General features: G+C 71.0%; 20 protein-coding genes. 14 read left to right on the top strand and 6 right to left on the bottom strand.

Going from position 1 to position 17553, the window contains the following annotated elements; genetic code table 11:
* The first annotated feature begins 21 nt into the window (after positions 1 to 21).
* Genes AA23TX_RS39760 through pyrE form a run of 3 tightly spaced genes read left to right on the top strand, consistent with a single transcriptional unit; the run spans position 22 to position 3794 of the window.
* Positions 22 to 756 (top strand): ABC transporter ATP-binding protein, encoded by a 735-nt coding sequence (locus AA23TX_RS39760; protein ID WP_196425796.1) that lies wholly within the window; start codon positions 22 to 24, stop codon positions 754 to 756.
* Positions 756 to 3203, top strand: coding sequence for an ABC transporter permease (locus AA23TX_RS39755; RefSeq protein ID WP_155549374.1), 2448 nt, complete (start codon positions 756 to 758; stop codon positions 3201 to 3203). The genes AA23TX_RS39760 and AA23TX_RS39755 overlap by 1 nt, the downstream gene beginning before the upstream one ends.
* A gap of 27 nt (positions 3204 to 3230) precedes the next feature.
* Complete coding sequence (pyrE, locus tag AA23TX_RS39750) at positions 3231 to 3794, top strand: orotate phosphoribosyltransferase (RefSeq protein WP_086671745.1); 564 nt, start codon at positions 3231 to 3233, stop codon at positions 3792 to 3794.
* Positions 3795 to 3832: 38 nt separating this feature from the next.
* Here pyrE and AA23TX_RS39745 read toward each other — a convergent pair whose 3' ends face one another.
* Positions 3833 to 4018, bottom strand: a complete 186-nt coding sequence (locus AA23TX_RS39745) for a CsbD family protein (RefSeq protein WP_155548112.1) — start codon at positions 4016 to 4018, stop codon at positions 3833 to 3835.
* Between the two features lie 160 nt (positions 4019 to 4178).
* On the opposite strand from AA23TX_RS39745, the gene AA23TX_RS39740 reads away from it, so the two are divergent.
* The 7 genes from AA23TX_RS39740 to AA23TX_RS39710 all read left to right on the top strand — a co-directional run bounded on the left by AA23TX_RS39740 (position 4179) and on the right by AA23TX_RS39710 (position 7830).
* Positions 4179 to 4742, top strand: a complete 564-nt coding sequence (locus AA23TX_RS39740; protein ID WP_155548111.1) for an RNA polymerase sigma factor — start codon at positions 4179 to 4181, stop codon at positions 4740 to 4742.
* On the top strand, positions 4733 to 5317 hold the full coding sequence (locus AA23TX_RS39735; RefSeq protein WP_155548110.1) for an Asp23/Gls24 family envelope stress response protein: 585 nt from the start codon (positions 4733 to 4735) through the stop codon (positions 5315 to 5317). Before AA23TX_RS39740 ends, AA23TX_RS39735 begins: the two co-directional genes overlap by 10 nt.
* A complete protein-coding gene (locus AA23TX_RS39730) occupies positions 5314 to 5670 on the top strand; it encodes an Asp23/Gls24 family envelope stress response protein (protein WP_155548109.1) in 357 nt (118 codons plus the stop codon). The genes AA23TX_RS39735 and AA23TX_RS39730 overlap by 4 nt, the downstream gene beginning before the upstream one ends.
* Complete coding sequence (locus AA23TX_RS39725; protein WP_155548108.1) at positions 5667 to 5978, top strand: hypothetical protein; 312 nt, start codon at positions 5667 to 5669, stop codon at positions 5976 to 5978. The genes AA23TX_RS39730 and AA23TX_RS39725 overlap by 4 nt, the downstream gene beginning before the upstream one ends.
* A gap of 68 nt (positions 5979 to 6046) precedes the next feature.
* Entirely contained in the window at positions 6047 to 6472 is a 426-nt protein-coding gene (locus AA23TX_RS39720) for an Asp23/Gls24 family envelope stress response protein (protein ID WP_155548107.1), read from the top strand.
* Between the two features lie 300 nt (positions 6473 to 6772).
* Positions 6773 to 7159: a DUF2784 domain-containing protein gene (locus AA23TX_RS39715; protein WP_155548106.1), complete on the top strand. Its 387-nt coding sequence runs from the start codon at positions 6773 to 6775 to the stop codon at positions 7157 to 7159.
* Positions 7160 to 7173: 14 nt separating this feature from the next.
* Positions 7174 to 7830, top strand: coding sequence for a TrmH family RNA methyltransferase (locus tag AA23TX_RS39710; RefSeq protein ID WP_155548105.1), 657 nt, complete (start codon positions 7174 to 7176; stop codon positions 7828 to 7830).
* Here the strand turns inward: AA23TX_RS39710 and AA23TX_RS39705 are convergent, their stop codons facing one another.
* Together AA23TX_RS39705 and AA23TX_RS39700 are read right to left on the bottom strand one after the other, a co-directional pair.
* Positions 7831 to 8808: a cellulase family glycosylhydrolase gene (locus AA23TX_RS39705; RefSeq protein ID WP_155548104.1), complete on the bottom strand. Its 978-nt coding sequence runs from the start codon at positions 8806 to 8808 to the stop codon at positions 7831 to 7833.
* An 82-nt stretch (positions 8809 to 8890) separates the two neighbouring features.
* Complete coding sequence (locus AA23TX_RS39700) at positions 8891 to 11026, bottom strand: molybdopterin-dependent oxidoreductase (protein WP_196425795.1); 2136 nt, start codon at positions 11024 to 11026, stop codon at positions 8891 to 8893.
* Positions 11027 to 11097: 71 nt separating this feature from the next.
* On the opposite strand from AA23TX_RS39700, the gene AA23TX_RS39695 reads away from it, so the two are divergent.
* Positions 11098 to 12120, top strand: coding sequence for a glycoside hydrolase family 76 protein (locus tag AA23TX_RS39695; RefSeq protein WP_155548102.1), 1023 nt, complete (start codon positions 11098 to 11100; stop codon positions 12118 to 12120).
* On the opposite strand, the gene AA23TX_RS39690 is transcribed toward AA23TX_RS39695, so the two are convergent.
* From AA23TX_RS39690 to AA23TX_RS39680, 3 genes are all read right to left on the bottom strand, one after another.
* Positions 12085 to 12606: a GNAT family N-acetyltransferase gene (locus AA23TX_RS39690; RefSeq protein WP_155548101.1), complete on the bottom strand. Its 522-nt coding sequence runs from the start codon at positions 12604 to 12606 to the stop codon at positions 12085 to 12087. The two genes, AA23TX_RS39695 and AA23TX_RS39690, sit on opposite strands and share 36 nt — an antisense overlap.
* A gap of 33 nt (positions 12607 to 12639) precedes the next feature.
* On the bottom strand, positions 12640 to 13506 hold the full coding sequence (locus tag AA23TX_RS39685; protein ID WP_155548100.1) for a LacI family DNA-binding transcriptional regulator: 867 nt from the start codon (positions 13504 to 13506) through the stop codon (positions 12640 to 12642).
* Positions 13507 to 13575: 69 nt separating this feature from the next.
* Positions 13576 to 14613: a LacI family DNA-binding transcriptional regulator gene (locus AA23TX_RS39680; RefSeq protein ID WP_155548099.1), complete on the bottom strand. Its 1038-nt coding sequence runs from the start codon at positions 14611 to 14613 to the stop codon at positions 13576 to 13578.
* A gap of 119 nt (positions 14614 to 14732) precedes the next feature.
* Between AA23TX_RS39680 and AA23TX_RS39675 the strand changes: the two genes are divergently transcribed.
* The 3 genes from AA23TX_RS39675 to AA23TX_RS39665 are packed head-to-tail and all read left to right on the top strand — an operon-like array spanning position 14733 to position 17553.
* Complete coding sequence (locus AA23TX_RS39675; protein ID WP_155548098.1) at positions 14733 to 15749, top strand: substrate-binding domain-containing protein; 1017 nt, start codon at positions 14733 to 14735, stop codon at positions 15747 to 15749.
* Positions 15746 to 16747: an ABC transporter permease gene (locus tag AA23TX_RS39670; protein ID WP_155548097.1), complete on the top strand. Its 1002-nt coding sequence runs from the start codon at positions 15746 to 15748 to the stop codon at positions 16745 to 16747. Before AA23TX_RS39675 ends, AA23TX_RS39670 begins: the two co-directional genes overlap by 4 nt.
* Positions 16744 to 17553, top strand: coding sequence for an ATP-binding cassette domain-containing protein (locus AA23TX_RS39665; RefSeq protein ID WP_155548096.1), 810 nt, complete (start codon positions 16744 to 16746; stop codon positions 17551 to 17553). The genes AA23TX_RS39670 and AA23TX_RS39665 overlap by 4 nt, the downstream gene beginning before the upstream one ends.

Genomic DNA, 17553 nt, shown 5'->3' with positions numbered 1-17553 from the left:
TGTCTCCCTAGCGTTCTCGGCATGACGAATGAGGCGGTGCGGCTCGAGGCCGTGCGCAAGGAGTACGACGGCGTGGTCGCGCTGGACGGGGTCTCGATCTCGTTCCCGCGCGGCGGCTTCACCGCGGTGATGGGCCCGTCCGGGTCGGGCAAGAGCACGTTCCTGCACTGCGCGGCCGGGCTCGACCGGCCGACGTCGGGCCGCGTCGTGCTCGACGGCCAGGATCTCGACGGCAAGAGCGAGACGTACCTGACGAAGCTGCGCCGCGACCGCGTCGGGTTCGTCTTCCAGGCGTTCAACCTGCTCTCGGCGCTGACCGTCGAGCAGAACGTCGTGCTGCCGCTGCAGCTGGCCGGGAAGCGCCCGGACAAGCGGCTCGTGGCGCGGATCCTCTCGCACGTCGGGCTCGACGGGCGTCGCAAGCACCTGCCCGGGCAGCTCTCCGGCGGGCAGCAGCAGCGCGTCGCGATCGCGCGGGCCCTGGTCACCGACCCGGCCGTGCTGTTCGCCGACGAGCCGACCGGCGCGCTCGACACCCGCACGGCCGCCGACGTGCTCGGCCTGCTGCGCGACTCCGTCCGGACGTCGGGCCAGACGGTGATCATGGTGACGCACGACCCGGTCGCCGCCTCCTACGCCGACGAAGTCGTGTTCCTGGCCGACGGCCGGATCGCCGGGCGGCTCGCACGGCCGACCGCGGAAGCCGTCGCCGAGCGGATGACCCACCTCGGGGCGTGGGACCGGGTGACGGCGTGATGTTCAAGCTCGCGATGCGGACGCTGCGCCTGCGCAAGGGCGGCTTCCTGGCGACGTTCGTCGCCGTGTTCTTCGGCGCGCTGATCGTCTCGGCGTGCGGTGGCCTGATGGAGACCGGCATCCGGTCCGAGACGCCGGTGCAGCGGCTGGCCGCGGCGCCGATCGTCGTCGGCGGGCAGCAAACGCTTGCGGTGCCCGAAGAGGACCCGGCGACCCTCGACCCCGAGGACAAGCACAAGGTCAAGAACGCGACGCTGCCCGAGCGCGTCCGTGTCGACGCGGCTTTGGCCGGCCGCCTGCGCGCGGTCCCCGGCGTCACGAACGTCGTCGGCGAAGTCAGCTTCCCGGTGCAGCTCGGCACGGCGAGCGCGCTCGGGCACGCGTGGGATTCCGCCGCGCTGACGCCGTACGCGTTGACGGGCGAAGCGCCGAAGCCGGGTGAAGTGGTTGTTGACGCCGACATGGGGATCGCCGCCGGAACCACTCTGCCCGTCGCGGCGCACGGCACCATCGCTCAGTACCGCGTGTCCGGCGTCGCGAAGGCGCCCCGGTCCATGCGGGAGTCGGCGCTGTTCTTCGCGGCTTCGGACGCGGAAAGGCTCTCGGGACACCCTGGGCAGTTCGACGCGATCGGCGTCTTCGGCGGTGACGTCGCCACGGTGTCGGCGGTGGTCGGGGACGCCGGGGTCGTGACGACCGGCGCCGACCGCGGTGCCCTGGAGTTCCCCGAGGTGACCAAGAGCGGCGAGAACCTGATCGTGCTGGCCGCCGTCTCGGGCGGGCTGTCGGCGATGGTCATGGTGTTCGTCGTCGCGGGCACGCTCACGTTGTCGACCCAGCAGCGCCTGCGCGAACTCGCGCTGCTGCGGGCGATCGGCACGACCCCGCGCCAGCTGCGGCGGATGGTGCTCGGCGAGGCGCTGGTCGTCGGCGTCCTGGCGGTCGCCGTCGCGGTCGCGCTCGGCCCGGTGCTCGGGAACTGGCTGTTCGGCGAGCTCGCGGCCCACCACGTCGTGCCGGACGTGCTGGAGTACGAGCAGGGCTGGCTCCCGGCGACGGTCGCCGCGGGCGCGTCGCTGCTGGCCGTCATCGCCGCGTCCTTCGTCGCCGGCCGGCGTGCCTCGAAGGTCCGGCCGACCGAGGCACTGGCGGAAGCTGCGGTCGAACGGCGCTGGCTGACGCCGATCCGGGTGATCACCGCGATCCTGTGCTTCGCGGGCGGGACGGCGCTGGCCATCGTCACGGTCGCCGTGATGACCGGCCCGGTCGCGGCCAGCACGGCCGGCCCCGCGGTGATGCTGTGGGCGTTCGGGCTCGCGGCGATCAGCCCCGGCGTCACCAAGGTGACGGCGATGCTGCTGAGCTGGCCGGTCCGGGCCCTCAGCGGCGTCACCGGCCGGGTCGCGCTGCTCAACACCCGCGTCGGCGCGGTCCGGACGGCGGGCGCGGTCACCCCGATCATGCTCGCGGTCGGCATCGCGACCGCCAACATCTACCTGCAGACCACCCAGGAAGCCGTCTCGAACCAGGCGTACACCGAGGACCTGCGGGCGGACGCGGTCGTCGCCGGGCCGGGCGGGCTGGACCCGTCGGTGCTCGGCCGGGTCGCCGCGGTCCCGGGCGTCGCCAGTGCGTCGGAGTACGTCACCAGCACGGTGTTCGTCGAGAAGCCGTTCGATTCGACGTCCGGTGACGACGGCTGGCCCGCGCTCGGCGTCAGCGAGCTGACCGGGAACGCCGTCGAGGTACCGGAGAAGCTCGGCCGCCACGTCGGCGACACGCTGTCGCTGCGGCTCGGCGACGGCGCGCGGGTGGACGTGCGGGTGGCCGCCGTGGTGAGCCAGCGCGCCGGGTTCGAACGGCTCGTGCTGCCGGCGTCACTGCTGGCTCCGCACACGACGCTCGGGCTCGCGCCGCAGCTGCTGGTGCGGGCGGGCGAAGGCGTCGACACGGCGACCCTGACTTCGCGGCTTCGCGAGGCGACAGCCGGGTTGCCGGTGGCTGTCGGCGACCGGGACGCGCTCATCGCGGCGCACGCGAAGGGCAACGAGATCGGCGCGTGGGTCAACTACCTGCTCGTCGGGATGATCATCGCGTACACCGTGATTTCGGTCGTGAACACGCTCGTGATGGCGACGGCCAAGCGGCGCCGGGAGTTCGGGCTGCAGCGGCTCAGCGGGTTCACCCGCGGCCAGGTGCTGCGGATGGCCGGCGTCGAAGGCGGGCTGATCGCGACCATCGCGGTCCTGCTCGGGACGCTCGTCGCGGCGGGCTCGATCGTGCCGTTCTGCCTGGTGGTGAGCGGATCGGTGCTGCCGTCCGGTCCACTGGCGATCTACCTGGTGGTGCTGGCGATCGCCGTGGTCCTCTCGCTCGTCGCGATCCTCGTCCCCGCCTGGGCGGCGACGCGCGGGCGTGCGGTCGACGCCACATCCATCGGTGAGTGAGAACGGTCGTGTGTAAGACTCTCGGCCGTGGCGAACCCCGGGTTGGATCAAGCGGCGAAACTCGAACTGGCCAGGCTGGTCACCGATCTTTCCGTGGTGCACGGAAAAGTGACCCTGGCGTCCGGCAAGGAAGCCGACTACTACATCGACCTCCGGCGCGCGACGCTGCACCACGCGGCCGCGCCGCTGATCGGCAAGCTGCTGCGCCAGCTCACCGCGGACTGGGACTACGTCGCCGCGGGCGGGCTGACGCTCGGTGCCGACCCGGTCGCGCTGGCGATGCTGCACTCCGCGGCGACCGACGGGGTCGTGCTCGACGCGTTCGTCGTCCGGAAGTCCGTCAAGGAACACGGCATGCAGCGCCGCATCGAGGGCATGGAGGTCCGGGGGCAGCGCGTGCTGGCGGTGGAGGACACCTCCACGACCGGCGGCAGCGTGCTCGAGGCGGTCGCGGCCCTGCGGGAAGCGGGCGCGAACGTGATCGGCGTCGTGACGGTCGTCGACCGTGACACCGGCGCGCGCGAGGCCATCGAAAAGGAAGGCCTCGAGTACCGGTACGTCCTCGGCAAGGACGACCTCGGCCTGGACTGACCGGCCGGGGACCGCCGCGGCGGTCCCCGGCTCCGGGCTCACTTCTTGAAGAGGTCCTTCGCGGCGTCCTTCACGTTCTCGACCGCACCCTTCAGCCCGGCCTTCGCCTGGTCGGCCTGACCCTCGGCCTGCAGCTGCTCGTCGCCGGTGGCGGACCCGGCCGCCTCCTTGGCCTTGCCGCCCAGCTCCTCGGCCTTGTTGCTGATCTTGTCGCCCAGCGACATGGGGCACCTCCCGGTTCGGCGGCACCCCGGTGGGATGCCTTGGTGCCGTGAAGACCACCGAGGCGCGTGATCGTCACGGACTCGCCCGGGTGACTCGGGTCACCGACAATCGACGCGTGACGTTTTCCGCCCGCCGGTGTCTTCTGGGAGAGGAGGTGCCGTGACGACCAGCGCGGAGCCGGCGACGCCGCTCGACGACGTGACCCTTGTCGGGCGCGCGAAGGACGGCGATGTCCAGGCGTACGAGCAGCTCGTGCTGCGCTACCAGGGGCCGATGTTCCGGCTCGCCGTCAAGATGCTCGCCCACCGCGGCGACGCGGAAGACGTCGTGCAGGAGGTGTTCCTCAACGCCTGGCGCAAGCTCGACCAGCTCGGCGAGGACGCGGCGTTCGTCGGATGGCTCTACCGGGCCACGACGAACCGCTGCCTCAACGCGATCCGGGCGCGCAAGCCCCAGGCGGACGTCGACCTGGACACCGCCGAGTCGCCGCGGGTGGACCTCCAGCCGGAGCGGGCCGCCCAGGTCAGCGGCCAGCTCGCGGCGTTGAACGCGGCGCTGGCGCAGCTGACGCCGGAACAGAGAGCGTGCTGGCTGCTGCGCGAAGTGCACGGCCGGTCCTACGACGAAATCGGCGAAGTCGTCGGCGCGAACGCGACCGCGGTCCGCGGCCGGATCGCGCGGGCCCGGGCCCAGCTGGCGGAGGTGATGAAGCCATGGCGATGACGGACTACGAACTGCCCTGCGAACGCGATGTCGAGCAGGTGTGGGAGCGGCTCGACGCGGTCGGCGCCGGGCAGGCCGACGAGCACGAGCTGACCTGCCCGCACTGCCGGGCCGCGCGCGAAAGCCTGCTGGCCCTGCGCGAGGCCACCGCGGAACTGGTGGCCGACGACGACCTGCCGCCCGCCTTGTTCGGCCGGATCATGTCGGCGGTGCGGGCCGAGGTGCGGCGCGGCTCGATGGTGGCGCTGCCGACCCCGGAACCGGGGGTCGTCGAGATCAGCGAGCAGGCCGTGGCCGCGGTGCTGCGGTACGCGGCGGACACGGTCGACGGCGTCCGGGCGCGACGCTGCCGGGTGCGAACCGCCGAGAACGGCGTCGTGGAAGTCGAACTCACCCTCGCGGTGAGTCTGCGGAACGTCACCGGCGGTGAAGCGTTGGCGCTGGTGCGGGAGCGGGTGACGACGGCGGCCGCGGCGCGCGTGGGGCTGACGCTGGCGAAGCTCGACCTGCTGGTCGACGACATCTTCGAGGAAGCCACTGTCGAGGAAGACACAGCCGGGGAGCCAGGGGAATGAGCGTGGACTACGTCATCGCCGATCCGGTGATCGCCAGCGTGGCGGCCAGGGCGGCGATCGGGACGCCGGGCGTGGTGCGGCTCGAACCGGGCCTGCGCGGCCTGGTGACGGCGTGGACGCGGGCCGCCCGCCAGCGCTGGAAGGGCCTCGACCCGGCGCCGGCCGACGGCGTCCGGGTCCGCACGGCGGACGGCCGGGTGAGCGTCGAGATCGACCTGGTCACGGCGTCGGCCGACCAGGCCGCGGCGGTGGGCCGGGCCGTCCAGCGCGCGGTCGGGCGGTTCGTGACCGAGCAGACCGGCTTGGTCGTCGACCGGGTTTCGGTGTCCATCATGGACATCGAGGGCCGGTGACCGGGTCCGAAGCCGTCGAGAAGATCGTCGGCGCCCTCGCAGCGGTGGACGGCCTCCGGCCGGCGACCCCGGTTTCCCCCGAGACGACGTGGCTGCCGGTCGACTGGGCCGGCCTGGCGGTCGACCTGTCGGCGGAGGTCGTCCAGATCCGCCTGATCGCGACGCGGCTGCCGATTCCGCCGCTGCTCGACCAGGCCGCGGCGGCGGTGCGGCCGATCCTGGCGGGCACGGAGTGGGCGGACGCGCGGCTGCGGCTGGTGGTCACCGACCTCGACGGCGCGGCGTTCGCGAGACCCACGTCACAGTGATCCCTTCCCGTCCCGCGGGTCCTTGGCGACGAAGAGCCTGGGGCTCAGGACATTCAGGGAGGAACTCCATGACCGTGACCGCCGAAGACACCGTGACCGACGTTCTCGTCACGAAGCAGGGCACGACCACGATCGCCGACACCGTCGTGCGGAAGATCGCCGGCCTCGCCGCGCGCGAGGTCAGCGGCGTGCACGACCTCGGAGGTGGCGCGGCGCGGGCGTTCGGCTCGCTGCGCGACCGCATCCCGGGCGCGTCGGCCAGCGCCGGCCAGGGCGTCTCGGTCGAGGTCGGGGAGAAGCAGGCGGCCGTCGACCTGCAGATCCTCGTCGAGTACGGCGTCGCCATCGCCGACCTCGCGCGGTCGGTGCGCCGCAACGTCGTCACCTCGATCGAGCAGATGACCGGGCTGCAGGTCGTCGAGGTCAACATCAACGTCAGCGACGTCCACCTGCCCGGCGACGACGAGCCCGCGCCGAGTGACCGGGTGCGCTGACCCCGCCCGGCGTACCGTCGGGAGCATGGACGAGCCGTCGAAGCCCGACGAGCCACCGGAGCGGCCGGGGCACGCGCCGCCGTGGAAGAAACCGCCCGAGCAGTACCCGCGCGAGGAGCCCACGAAATACCCGGCGAAACGCCCACCGGAATTCCCACCGGGTGTAACGCCTCCGTCACCGCCCAGGTGAACGGGTTGCTCCGGTGGGTTAAACATCACACGCCGGGGCATTCTCAGGGGCGGCCGAACTCGATCAGCGGAGTAAAGTCGCTGGTAGGGGGACGGTGAAGGGGGCGTGTGGTGGCGAAGTTCCTGGCGGATGTGACTGTCGCGGTACACCTTTTGGCCTTGCTTCTGATCGGTTTCGGCGGATTTGTCGCCTGGCGCTGGCCGAAGCTGATCTTCGTGCACATGCTCGCCGTCGCCTGGGGAATCCTGGTCAACGTCGCCCCGGTGCCGTGCCCGTTCACCGCGCTGGAGAACTTCTTCCGCCACCAGCAGGGTCTCGGTGACCTGCCCGGCGGGTTCAACGCCTACTACCTCTACGGCACGGTGTTCCCCCAGTCGTGGCTGCCGGCCATCGGTGTCGTCGCGATCTCGGTGGTCATCTACTCCTACGTCGGCGTCTACCACCGCTGGCGTCACCACGCAGAGGACGCCCGGACGCACCAGGTGCGCCTGGGCTAGGCGACAATCGGGGGGTGAGCACCTCCCCCGACGCCGGACCCACCGAGTGGGTGAGCCGCGAAGAGGTCGGCGTCGGCCCGTGGCCGGGTGACTGGCCCACGGACGAGCGGTACGACCCCGACCTGCTGCGCGACGGCGACCGCCGGAACGTCGTCGACGCCTACCGCTACTGGCGCCGTGAGGCGATCGTGTCCGATGTGGACCGCCGGCGGCACCCCTTCCACGTCGCGATCGAGAACTTCCAGCACGACCACAACATCGGCACCGTGGTCCGCACGGCGAACGCCTTCGCGGCGGCGGAGGTCCACATCGTCGGCCGCCGCCGCTGGAACCGTCGCGGCGCGATGGTGACCGACCGCTACCAGCACCTCCGCCACCACGACGACGTCTCCGGGCTGGTCTCGTTCGCGGCCGAGCACGGCTTGGCGGTGGTGGCGGTCGACAACACCCCGGGGTCCGAGCCGGTGGAGACGGCGTCGCTGCCGCGCGAGTGCGTGCTGGTGTTCGGCCAGGAGGGGCCGGGGTTGTCCGAGGGCACGCAGGAAGCGGCATCCCTGGTGGTGTCGATCGCCCAGTTCGGGACGACGCGCTCGATCAACGCGGGCGTCGCGGCCGGGATCGTCATGCACGCCTGGGTCCGGCAGCACGCCGACCTGTCGACGGCCTGGTAGTCAGAGCCCCCATCCCCAGCGCAGCTGCACCACGCCGGACGCGTTGTTCGTGGCCAGCCCGCTGCCGCTCTGCCGCGTGATCGAGTAGGTGTCCCCCGAGCGCAGGCCGGGCCAGTAGACGACGCCCATCTGCCGTGACCTCGCCAGGTCGGTGGTGGCGGCGAAGTACGCGGTGAAGGTGTTGCCGTCCTGGTGGCCCGCGGAGTAGTCCAGTCCGGTCGTCATCGGGGCGCCGGCCTCGTCGATGACCGTGCGCGAGGAGTACGACCCGAGCCGGTTGCTGAGGTTCGTGGTCCACGCCGAGCGGGTCGTGTCCGAGGCCCAGAAGCCGTAGAAGTGCAGGGACAGCAGCGTTCCGCTCAACGTGCTCGCCGCGCCGACGCCGGTGACGTTGTCGTTGTAGCCGGTGCCGCTGATCAGCACCCGGCCGCGCGGGATGGTCGAGTGCCGGGACAGCCAGGTCGAGCAGAGCGACACCCAGGAGTTCAGGCTGTAGCCGAACGGCTCGTTCATCGGCTCGAAGTAGACGTTCCCGTTGCCGCCGTAGTCGCCGGTGACCTTGTCCCACATGGTGTTCCATGCGGTCACGTCGTCGACGAACCCGTCCTTGTTCGCTTCCCAGTACCCGAAGATGACCTTCATGCCGTGGGCCAACGCGGAGTCGGCGGCGCCCTTGTACCGCGCCCACCAGTCCGAATTCACGCTCGGCGGGTTGATCGGCAGCCGCACGGTGTTCGCGCCGAGCTGCTGCTGGAAGCCGGTGATGATGCCGTCCGCCTTGGTGCGGACGACGTCGTAGCTGTCACCCGCGGTGAGACCGGTCGGGATGACCCAGCCGTCCACGTAGTTGTCGCGGGCGTCGGCCCAGTTCACGCCGCGGAAGGCGTTCGTCGCGGCGGACGCCGGCGGGACCGTGAGCAGGGGCGCGGCGAGCACGGCGAGCAGGAGGACACGCAGGCAGCGACGAAGGCAGGTCATGCGAACTCCGATGTCCGATGATCGATGTTGACGTCAACATGCCTGGCCGAGAATCCTCTCGGACCGTCGCCGGTGTCAAGCGTCAGACGGGTGCGACCTCGACCGGGATGCCGTTCAACACCGACGTTCCGGACGGAACGTCCAGCAGCGTCTCGTCCGCGACCAGGTTCGAGTTGACGCCGGGGTTCGCGCGGGCCACCCGCGTCCGCGAGCCGTCGACGTCGTGGCCCCAGCCGTGCGGGATGCTGACGACGCCCTGCCGGACCTCGTCCGTCACCTCGACCGGGACTTCGAGCTTGCCCGCGCGCGAGGTCACCGACGCCAGCGCGCCGTCGGTGAGGCCCAGGCGCGTCGCGTCGGCCGGGTGGACCAGGACCGTGCAGCGGTTGCCGCCGCGGATCAGCGGTTTCAGGTTGTGCATCCACGAGTTGTTCGAGCTGAGGTGCCGCCGTCCGATCAGCAGGAGGCCCTCGTCGGCCGGCTTCGCCAGCTCGTCACGCAGCCGCGGGACGTCGGCGACGACCTCCGGCGGGGCCAGCTCGATCCGGCCGGACGCCGTGCACAGCACCTCGGGGATCCGCGGCTTCAGCGGCCCGAAGTCCACCCCGTGCGGCGCGGCTTCGAGGTCGGCGAGCGTGACGTCGTACGGCCCGGCGCGCAACAGCAGGTCGACCAGCCGCGCGGGCCCGGTGCGCCCACCGGTGACGTCGAGCTTGTTCCGGCGCGCGGTTTCGGCGGCGACGAAGTCGTCGAGCGCCGCGACGTCCGCTTCGGGGCCCTGACCGGTGACGATGCCGGTGAGCCGCAGCATCGTCTCCCACTCCTGCGGGAGCTTCGACGGCAGCGTCGCCGGCGTCCAGTTGGCGACGTTGCGCACCGACAGCTGGTAGAAGGCCAGGTCGAAGTGCGGGCGTTCGAGCGGCGACGGGCCGGGCAGGATGACGTCGGCCTGGCGTGACGTCTCGTTCAGGTAGACGTCGACGGAGATCATGAAGTCGAGCTTCTTCAGGGCTTCGGCGAGGCGGCCCGCGTTGGGCGTGCTCAGGCAGGGGTTGCCGCTGACGGTGATCAGCGCGCGGACCTGGCCGTCGCCCGGGGTTTCGATCTCGTCGGCCAGTGTCGCGACCGGCAGTTCGCCGACGACCTCGGGGTAGCCGCGCACGCGGCTGTGCCAGCGCCCGACGGCGAACGGCCGCCGGTTCCCGGTCGGCTGGCACGCGGCCAGCGGGAACATCGCGCCGCCGGGCTCGTCGAGGTTGCCGGTGAGCACGTTGAGGACGTCCACCAGCCAGCTCGCGACCGTGCCGAACGTCTGGGTCGTGGTGCCGATCCGGCCGTAGACGACGGCGTTCTCGGTGGCCAGTTCGAGCGCCATCCGGCGGATGTCGGCGGCGTCGATGCCGGTGCGCGAGGCGACGGCTTCCGGGGTGAACGGCCGGGCCAGCTCGCGGACGTCGTCGAGGCCGTTGAGGTGCTCCGCGAGCCGGCCGGGCGCGACGCGATTTTCCGCGAACAGGACGTTGACCAGCGCGAACAGCAGCAGCGCGTCGGTGCCGGGCCGGATGGCGTGGTGCTCGTCGGCGAACTGCGCGGTGCGCGTGCGGCGCGGGTCGACGACGACGATCTTGCCGCCGCGCTCGCGGATCCCGCGCAGCCGCCCGCGGATGTCCGGCGCGGTCATCAAGCTGCCGTTGGAGACGAGCGGGTTGGCGCCGAGGATCAGCAGGTGCCGCGTGCGGTCGAGGTCGGGCACGGGGATGGCGAGCGGGTCGCCGAACATCGTGCCGGACGAGTAGTGCTTCGGCATCTGGTCGACGGACGTCGCGCTGTAGAAGTTCTTGGTGCCCAACGCTTTGTAGAGCACGCGGCCGTAGAGCGTGAGCGCGATGTTGTGCACGCCGGGGTTGCCCGCGTAGACGGCGACGGCGTCCCGGCCGTGCTCCTCGAGGATCGGCGGGAGACGGCGGTCGATCTCGTCGTAGGCCTCCTGCCAGCTGACTTCGACGAACTCGCCGTCGCGCTTGAGCAGGGGCGCGGTCAGCCGGTCGGGGTCGTGGTGCAGCGCCCCGAGCGACGCGCCCTTCGGGCAGATGTAGCCCTTCGAGAAAACGTCGTTGTCGTCGCCGGTGACCCGGGTGACCTGCTGGTTCTCGTCGAGCGTGACCTCGAGGCCGCAGGTGGCCTCGCACAGCGGGCAGGTGACGTGTGCCGTGGTCATGAGTACCTCGCAGGCCGTCGGGTCTCTCAACATACCGAGCGGTATGTCGATGGGCAAGGCAGGATTGCGCCATGGACGTCTCGGCTGCCGAACGCGCGGTGACCGCCCGGCACCTCCGCCGCGTCTGGGGGCTGCCCGGCACGGTCCTCGGCCGCAGCGGCTGGCCGGCATCGGTCGGCCAGCGGCTGCACTGGCACTGGAACTACTGGTGGCAGGCCCATTTGCTGGACACGCTGGTCGACGCTCAGCAACGGTCTCCGTCTGCTTCGCGCTTGGCCCTGATCCGTTCTTTCGTGCGTTCGGTGCGGTTGCGCAACTTCGGGCGCTGGACGAACGAGTACTACGACGACATCGCCTGGCTCGGCCTTGCGCTGCAACGGGTTCAGCATCTTGGTATCGACGTCGGCCCGGCTGTCGCGGCGATCGACACGCAGCTGCTGTCGGGCTGGACGTCCGCGGCGGGCGGCGGAATCTGGTGGCGCGTCGGCGACGAGTTCAAGAACGCCCCGGCCAACGGCCCGGCGGCGATCTTCCACGCCCGGTCGGGAAATCTCTCCCGCGCTCGTGAGATGACGGACTGGATGACGTCCACTTTGGTCGATCCGGCGACCGGCCTGGTCTGGGACGGCATCCGCACGGACACGGGCGAGCTGGTCGAGCACATCTACACGTACTGCCAAGGGGTTTACCTCGGGGCGTGCCTGGAACTGTCCTTGGTGGACGACGCTGCTCGAACGGTGCGGGCGGTGGCTTCGCATTGCGCCCCGGGAGGGGTGATCCGCGGCCAAGGCGGTGGCGACGGCGGGCTGTTCGCGGCGATCTTGGCCCGGTACCTGGCCTTGGCGGCGCGTGCTTTGCCCGGTCCGGAGGCGTCTCTGGCGCGGTCGTTGGTGCTGGACTCCGCGAAGGCCTGCTGGTCTGGCGCGGCGGAAGGGCCGGTGTTCAGCGCGTTCTGGGACCGCCCGGCCTTGGCGTTGCCATTGCCGGAGGACGCCCCGGAGCGCGACATGTCGGTCCAGGTGGGCGGCTGGATGCTGCTGGAGGCCGCGGCAACGCTGTCACCAGACGTCGCCGGCCCGCCAGTCGGCGGTTAGCGCGCCGTCCAGATCGAGCGACGCCCGGCCGGGGAAGACGTAGACCCCGCCGTCGTCGTCCTCGGTGCGCCGCACTCCCGCCGGCGTCAGGGCGAAGGTCGGTCCTCGCCACTGCTGCCAGCCCCGTCCGGCGTACAGCGGCGCCCCGGCCCGGGTCGCACTCAGGGCGCCGACCTCGTATCCGGGCAGCAGATCCTCCATCGCCGCCATCAACGCACTCGCGACCCCACGCCGCCGGTGGTCCGGGTGCACCGCGACGCCCTCGACGTAGCCGGTGTTCAGCACGCGATCGCCGTGCAGGAGCCGGCGTTGCACGAGCGAGGCGTGGCCGACCAGGTCGTCACCGTCGAAGGTCAGGGCGTGCATCCCGCCGAGGGTGTTTTCCCAGCCCGGAAGGTCGAAGTCGGCGAACGCGCCTTCGAGCAGAGCCCGGACGGCGTCCAGCTCGGCGGAGGGCAGCTGGGCGGTGTGCGCGAGCCGGATCACCGCCCCATTCTCCCGCGCCCGGGCCGGGAGTGGTCAGCAGCCGCAGGAGGCGCCGTGCAAGAAGCGCGGCGTCAGCGACACCGTCTCCGGCGGCCGGTCGGGGTCGGCCATCCGGGACAGCAGCAGCTGCACCGCCCGGCGTCCGATGTCGGCGACCGGCTGGGCCAACGTTGTCACCGCCGGGCTCACCCTGCGGGCCCACTCCATGTCGCCGTAGCCGACCACCGCCAGCTCCGAGCCGATGCGGATTCCGCGGCGGTGGGCCTCGTACTGGACGCCCACCAGCATCGACTCGTCCGCCACCACCAACGCCGTCGGGGAAGGCCAGCCGTCCAGGAGCTTGGCCGTGGCCCGTGCTGCTCCGCCCGATGTCGACAACCCGCACTCCACCAGCTCGCGGTTGTACCGCAGCCCCGCCTGCTCCAGGCCCAGCCGGTAGCCGCGGACGCGCTCGCGGCTGATGTCCAGGCTCTCGTCGCCCGAGATCAGGCCGATCTTGCGGTTGCGTCCCTCGACCAGGTGACGGACCAGCGACGCCACCGCGTGCACGTTCTCCGTGCCCACCTGGTCGACGTCGTTGCGGGCGGCGACGCGGTCGATCAGCACCGTCGGCACGCCCATCCGGACCAGGCCGTTGATCACCGCTTCGCCGCCGGTCGAGGGCACCAGCAACACGCCGTCCACGAGGTCCGCTCGCAGCGCGCGCACCAGCGAATCCTCTTCACTCGCCGTGTCGCCGGTGTCCGCCAGCGTGACATCGCACCCCGCCTGAGCGGCGGCGGCCCTGATCGAGCGCAGCAGCTCACCCGAGTAAGGGTTCGCGTGCGTACCCATCGCGACGCCGATCCGGTAGGTGACCGGGGGGTCCCACAACCGGAGCTCTGGCGATAGTGCGGTCATAAGCCCTCGCAGACGCTCAGCCGAAAGGTATCCGCTGAGCGCTCACGCCGAAGCGCTAGGACCCCAGAATCACTTATGTGAGTGAATCGGCGGGCAGCCGCACGACTCACGGTGACGCAGAGTGGGTGGCAGCCGGACCGTCTCGGCCTTGCGCGCGGGGTCGTTGATCCGGGCCAGCAGCAGCCGCACGGCCTGCCGCCCGATCTCCTCGATCGGCTGCGCCATCGTCGTCAGCGGCGGGTCCACCAGGTCCGCCCACTCGACGTCGTCGTAGACCACCACCGGCAGGTCACGCCCGATGCGCAGGCCGCGCCGCCGCGCTTCGTGCAGCACCCCGACCATCATGCTGTCGTTCCCGACGACCAGCGCCGTCGGCGGCTCGGGCAGCGCCAGCAGCGTGCTCAACGCCAGCGAGCCCCCTTCGTGCGATGAGTTTCCGCAGGCCACGAGGTCGGCCGACCACGTCAGCCCGGACCGGCCGAGCCCCAGCCGGTAGCCCAGGACGCGCTCCTCACTCGTCGACAGCCCGGGCGTGCCGCTGATCATCCCGATCCGCCGGTGCCCGAGCGTCGCCAGGTGCGCGGTCAGCGCCGACGTCGCCTGGATGTTCTCCGTGCCCACCTGGTCGACGTCGGCGCGGGTGGTCAGCCGGTCGATCAGCACCGTCGGCACGTCCAGCGACACCAGCTCGCCGATCACCGGGCCGTCGCCCGGGGCCGGGGTGATGAGCAGGCCGTCGACGCGCCGCGAACGCAGCGCCCGCACGGTGTCACGCTCCGTGCCTGCGGTGTCGTGGGTGTCGGCCAGCAGCACGGTGTACCCGTGCGCCGACGCCTCCCGCTCGATCGCCTGCATCAGCGTCGCGAAGTACGGGTTGGCCACCAGCGAGATGGCCATCCCGATCGACCGCGTCCCGCCGGTGACCAGCGAACGGGCGATCGCGTCGCCGGTGTAGCCGGTCGTCTCGATCGCCCGGAGGACGGCCGCCTTGGTGTCCTCCGCGACCGCCCGCGTCCCGTTGACGACGTGCGACACGGTCGTGATCGAAACGCCGGCGAGCTCGGCGATGTCCCGCTGGGTCGGCCGCGATGATCTCGGCTGGGGCATGCCATTCCTTTCCGGCAAGCGTTTGCGCAAACGCTTGCGTACGCGGTGCAGTCTGTCTACCTTCCCGACCATCGGCAAGCACCCGATCACACCGTGTCTTCTTTAAGGGGTGGGAACCCATGAGACAGCGAAGTCTCACCGCACTCACACTGGCCGCCGTGCTCGTCGCGACGACCGGCTGCACCGTCGAACGCCACTGGGGTGGCAGCACGAACACCGGCGGGAGCGGCAAAGCGAAGGTCGGCCTGGTGACCAAGACCGACACGAACCCCTACTTCGTCGAACTGCGCAACTCCGCCAGAGCGGCCGCGCAGGCCAACGGCGCCGACTTCAGCGCGCTCGCCGGCCAGTTCGACGGCGACAACGACGGCCAGGTCCGCGCCATCGAGAACCTGGTGCAGCAGGGCGCGAACACCATCCTCATCACACCCAGCTCGTCGACCGGCGTGCTCAAGGCGATCAAGGACGCCCGCGACGCCGGGATCCTCGTCATCGCGCTCGACACCGCCACCGAACCGCCCGACGCCGTCGACGCCACCTTCGCCACCGACAACTTCGCCGCCGGCGAGCAGCAGGGCGCCTACGTCAAGGCCGCGCTCAAGGGCGTCCCGCCCAAGCTGCTCATGGTCGACGGGACGGCGGGCAGCTCGGTCGACACCCAGCGCCACGGCGGTTTCCTCAAGGGCATCGGGCTGACCGACGGCTCGCCGGAGATCAAGGGCCACACCGCGGCCAACGGCGACCAGAGCCTCGCCCAGCAGGGCATGGAGAACCTGCTGCAGCGCAGCACCGACATCAACGCCGTCTACTCGATGAACGAGCCGATGGGCCGCGGCGCGTACGCGGCGCTGAAGGCCCGCGGGCTCACCGGACAGATCGTGATGGGCTCGATCGACGGCGGCTGCGAGGGCGTCCAGAACGTCAAGGACGGCCAGTACGCCGCGACCGTCATGCAGTTCCCCAAGAAGATGGCCGAACAGGGCGTGCTCGCGGCCGTCGACTACGCGAAGACCGGGAAGAAGCCGACCGGCTTCGTCAACACCGGGTCCGCCGTGATCACCGACAAGCCCTTGCCCGGCGTCGAAAGCCACGACACCGCGTGGGGCCTGCAGAACTGCTGGGGAGGACCGAAATGACCACCGCGACAGTGTCCACAAGGGACACGAAGGACCGTGAGTCGCTCGGCGAGTTCCTCCTCCGCGCCCCCGCGGTCGGCCCGGCGCTCGCGCTGGTCGTCGCGATCGTGGTGTTCTCGCTGGCCACGGACACCTTCTTCGACCTCGACAACCTGTCCACGGTGGTCCAGCAGTCGCTGGTCGTCGGGACGCTCGCGCTGGGCCAAACGCTCGTCATCCTCATCGCGGGCATCGACCTGTCCAACGCGGCCTCGATGGTCGTCGCGACGCTGATCATGGCGAAGCTCGCCGCGGCGGGTACCAACGGCTTCGTCGCGCTGCTCGCCGGCGTCGTGCTGACGATCATCGTCGGCATCTTCATCGGCGGGCTCGCCACGCGGGTCAAGCTCCCGGCGTTCATCATCACGCTCGGCACGTTCACCATGCTGACCGCGGTTTCGAAGCTGATCGCCGGCGGCCAGGCCGTCCCGGTGACCGACGGGGTGCTGCAGTGGCTCGGCACCAAGCGCTACCTCTTCGGCGGCATCCCGATCACCTACGGCATGACGCTGGCGCTGCTGATGTACCTCGGCGTCTGGTACGCGCTGACGAAAACCGCGTGGGGCAAGCACGTCTACGCGGTCGGCAACGCACCGGAGTCCGCGCGACTGTCCGGCATCAAGGTCAACCGCACGGTCCTCTCGGTGTACATCGTGGCCGGGCTGACCTTCGGCATCGCCGCCTGGCAGGCGCTCGGCCGCACGCCGAACGCCGACCCGAACCAGTTCCAGCTCGGCAACCTCGACTCGATCACCGCCGTCGTCCTCGGTGGGACGAGCCTCTTCGGCGGCCGCGGTTCGGTGCTCGGGACGCTGATGGGCGCGCTGGTCGTGGCCGTGCTGCGGTCCGGGCTGACGCAGATGAACGTGGACGGCAACTACCAGGACCTCGCCACCGGCGCCCTGCTCATCGCCGCCGTCGTGGTGGACCGGATCGCGAGGAGGCAGCAGCAGTCATGACCGAACCGATCCTGCAGGCCCGTGGCCTGGTGAAACGCTACGGCCGGGTGACCGCCATCGACGGCGCCGACTTCGACCTGCTCCCCGGCGAGGTGCTCGCCGTGGTCGGGGACAACGGCGCCGGGAAGTCGTCGCTCATCAAAGCCCTGTCCGGAGCGGTGATCCCGGACGAGGGAGAGATCAAAGTGGACGGTCAGACCGTCCACTTCAAGTCCCCTTTGGACGCTCGGCACTACGGGATCGAGACGGTGTACCAGGACCTCGCCGTCGCGCCCGCGCTCGACATCGCGTCGAACATGTTCCTGGGCCGGGAAAAGCGGCTCAAGGGTCCGCTCGGGCTGTTCCGCAAGCTCGACACCGCGACCATGCGGTCCGAGGCGCAGCGGATCCTCGACGAGCTGGGGATCAACATCAAGTCGATCTCCCAGCCCGTCGAGACGCTTTCCGGTGGTCAGCGCCAAGGCGTCGCCGTGGCCCGCGCGGCCGCGTTCGGCACCAAGGCCGTGATCATGGACGAGCCCACCGCCGCGCTCGGCGTCGCCGAGTCCGGCAAGGTGCTCGACCTCATCGGCCGGATCCGCGACCGCGGCCTGCCGGTGGTGCTGATCAGCCACAACATGCCGCACGTCTTCGACATCGCCGACCGCATCCACGTGCACCGCCTCGGCAAGCGCGTCGCGGTCGTCTCGCCGAAGACGCACACGATGAACCAGGTCGTCGGCCTGCTCACGGGTGCGTTGCGGCTCAACGAAAACGGCGAGATCGAAGAGGCCGCCGCCGCTACCCATGTGGCCGGCTTGACGTGA

This window comes from Amycolatopsis camponoti (genome assembly GCF_902497555.1).
Classification (GTDB): Bacteria; Actinomycetota; Actinomycetes; order Mycobacteriales; family Pseudonocardiaceae; genus Amycolatopsis; species Amycolatopsis camponoti.
This window is presented reverse-complemented; position numbering and strand designations above follow the sequence as displayed.